Annotated in this window: 2 protein-coding genes; one reads left to right on the top strand and one right to left on the bottom strand. The window is 70.7% G+C overall.

Translation table 11 applies throughout. The features are described 5' to 3' along the window. Positions 1–1,069, bottom strand: a 1,069-nt coding sequence (locus AB0O00_RS37955; RefSeq protein WP_363659250.1) for an asparagine synthase-related protein, incomplete at its 3' end; no start/stop codon positions are given. A 409-nt stretch (positions 1,070–1,478) separates the two neighbouring features. On the opposite strand from AB0O00_RS37955, the gene AB0O00_RS37950 reads away from it, so the two are divergent. Next, complete coding sequence (locus AB0O00_RS37950) at positions 1,479–1,616, top strand: hypothetical protein (protein WP_363659249.1); 138 nt, start codon at positions 1,479–1,481, stop codon at positions 1,614–1,616. Positions 1,617–1,746 lie beyond the last annotated feature (130 nt).

The following is a 1,746-nucleotide window of genomic DNA, read 5'->3' as shown; positions in this document are numbered from 1 at the left end:
GGGTGAGCAGCATCGTGGTGCCGCCGCCGGGGGCGCCGCCGGTGAACAGTTCGTCCGCGCCGTGTCCGGCCAGGTGCCGGGTGGCGCCGTGGTCGACCAGGTGCCGGATCCCGTAGCGGATCGCGTTCATGCCCCGGCTGGTTGCCCGCGGGGCCTCCGTGTCGGTCGCCCAGTACGGAGGGGAGAACACCGGCGGGGCGTCGGTGTCCGGGACGGTCAGGTGCTCGGCGCGGGCGAGCAGCCGGGCGGCCTGGCCGGCGTAGAGGGGGTCGTCGTTGATCGCGCTGCCGCCGGTCCAGCAGAAGGTCAGGAGTTCGGGCGCGTGCTCGGCGGCGAGGAAACACAGGGAGGTGGAGTCCATGCCGCCCGACAGGTCGGCGGACAGCCTGCCCTGGCCGGGCAGCCGCAGGGCCACCGCCTCCCGCAGCCTGTCGCGCACGGCGTCGGCACCCTCGGCGAGGGGGAGGTCCGGCTCCGGGGGTTGCCACCAGCGCACCGGCCGGGCGGGACCGTCGCCGGGGATGACGAGGCAGCAGTCCGGGGCCACCTGCTCCACGCCGCGCCACCAACTGCGCTCGCTCAGCGGCGAGAAGAGCATCCCGTACGTCACGGTCGTCGCGAGCAGGTCCTCGTCGGGCTCCGCGCCGGTGAGTTCGGCCAGCACGTCGGCCCGGTCGCAGGCGATCGGCACGTCGTCGAGGTGGGTGGTGAACACGCTGCGGGTCCCGGTGACGGTGCCCTGGAACCGTACGCGCCCGTGGACCGAGGCCACCACGTGGGTGTTGCCGGGCAGGGCGCGGGCGAGCTCGTCGAGGGCGGGCAGGTCGCGTACGGACGGGAGCAGGGCCCGGAGACGGTCCGCTGGGACCGGGCTGGGCCCGTACACCGCCACGCTGACCGGGCCGGCCGTGACCACCACCAGGTCCTCCGGGGCCCAGGAGCCGGCGAGCCACGGCCGTCCGGAGGCGTGGGACACCAGCCGAGGTGCTTCGCCGCCGATCTGACGGTACGCCCAGGCACCGCCCGGGGAATCCGGAAAGACCACGAGGTGGTCGTTGAGCGACTGCACCTGCCTCACCCCCAGGTATCGCGGCGGAACCCGCACCGCCGGTGATTCGCCTGAGAACCGTGCACCACCCGGGAATTCCGCACAACCGGCCCGTTCCGGGCTCCCCTCCGTTTGCGCCATTTGCATGACAAAGGGCTCGGGACGGCTCCGGCGCGATGATGTGAAGAAACTGCAAGCATCACATGTCACTCCGGTCACTCCGGTCGAGCCCTTTCCTGTCATGCCCACGGATCCGGTCAAGCGGATTGACCGAGATTTTGTTTACGGTTCATCTTTTCGAATGCGAGATCGATTCGTGGTCGACGCGCAATGGCCGGAGTCGGATCGTCCGTGTGGACACCATGGCGCAGTGACGGCCCAATGGAGCGAAGCCATTCCAGGCTTCGTTCTCGACGCATTGGAGAGCACCGTGACCAAGAACCAGCAGCTGCCCCGGCGTTACACCCCGCCCACGGCCGCCAAGGTCGGCGACTTCAGCAAGGACACGGACGGCACCATCTACACCAAGAAGGACGCGACGACGCTCGGCTTCAAGAAGCCGCGTTGATGCCGCTCCTGAGTGACTGACCGGTCGGCACTCGGCCGGCTCCGCCGGCCATGGGCGCCCGGACCGCTTGAGCGGTCCCGGCGCCCGACCTCCCAGAGGGAGACGGGACCGGGACCAACTGGAGGCAACG

The sequence above is a fragment of the Kitasatospora sp. NPDC093558 genome (assembly GCF_040683475.1).
In the GTDB taxonomy this organism is placed as follows: domain Bacteria; phylum Actinomycetota; class Actinomycetes; order Streptomycetales; family Streptomycetaceae; genus Kitasatospora.
This window is presented reverse-complemented; position numbering and strand designations above follow the sequence as displayed.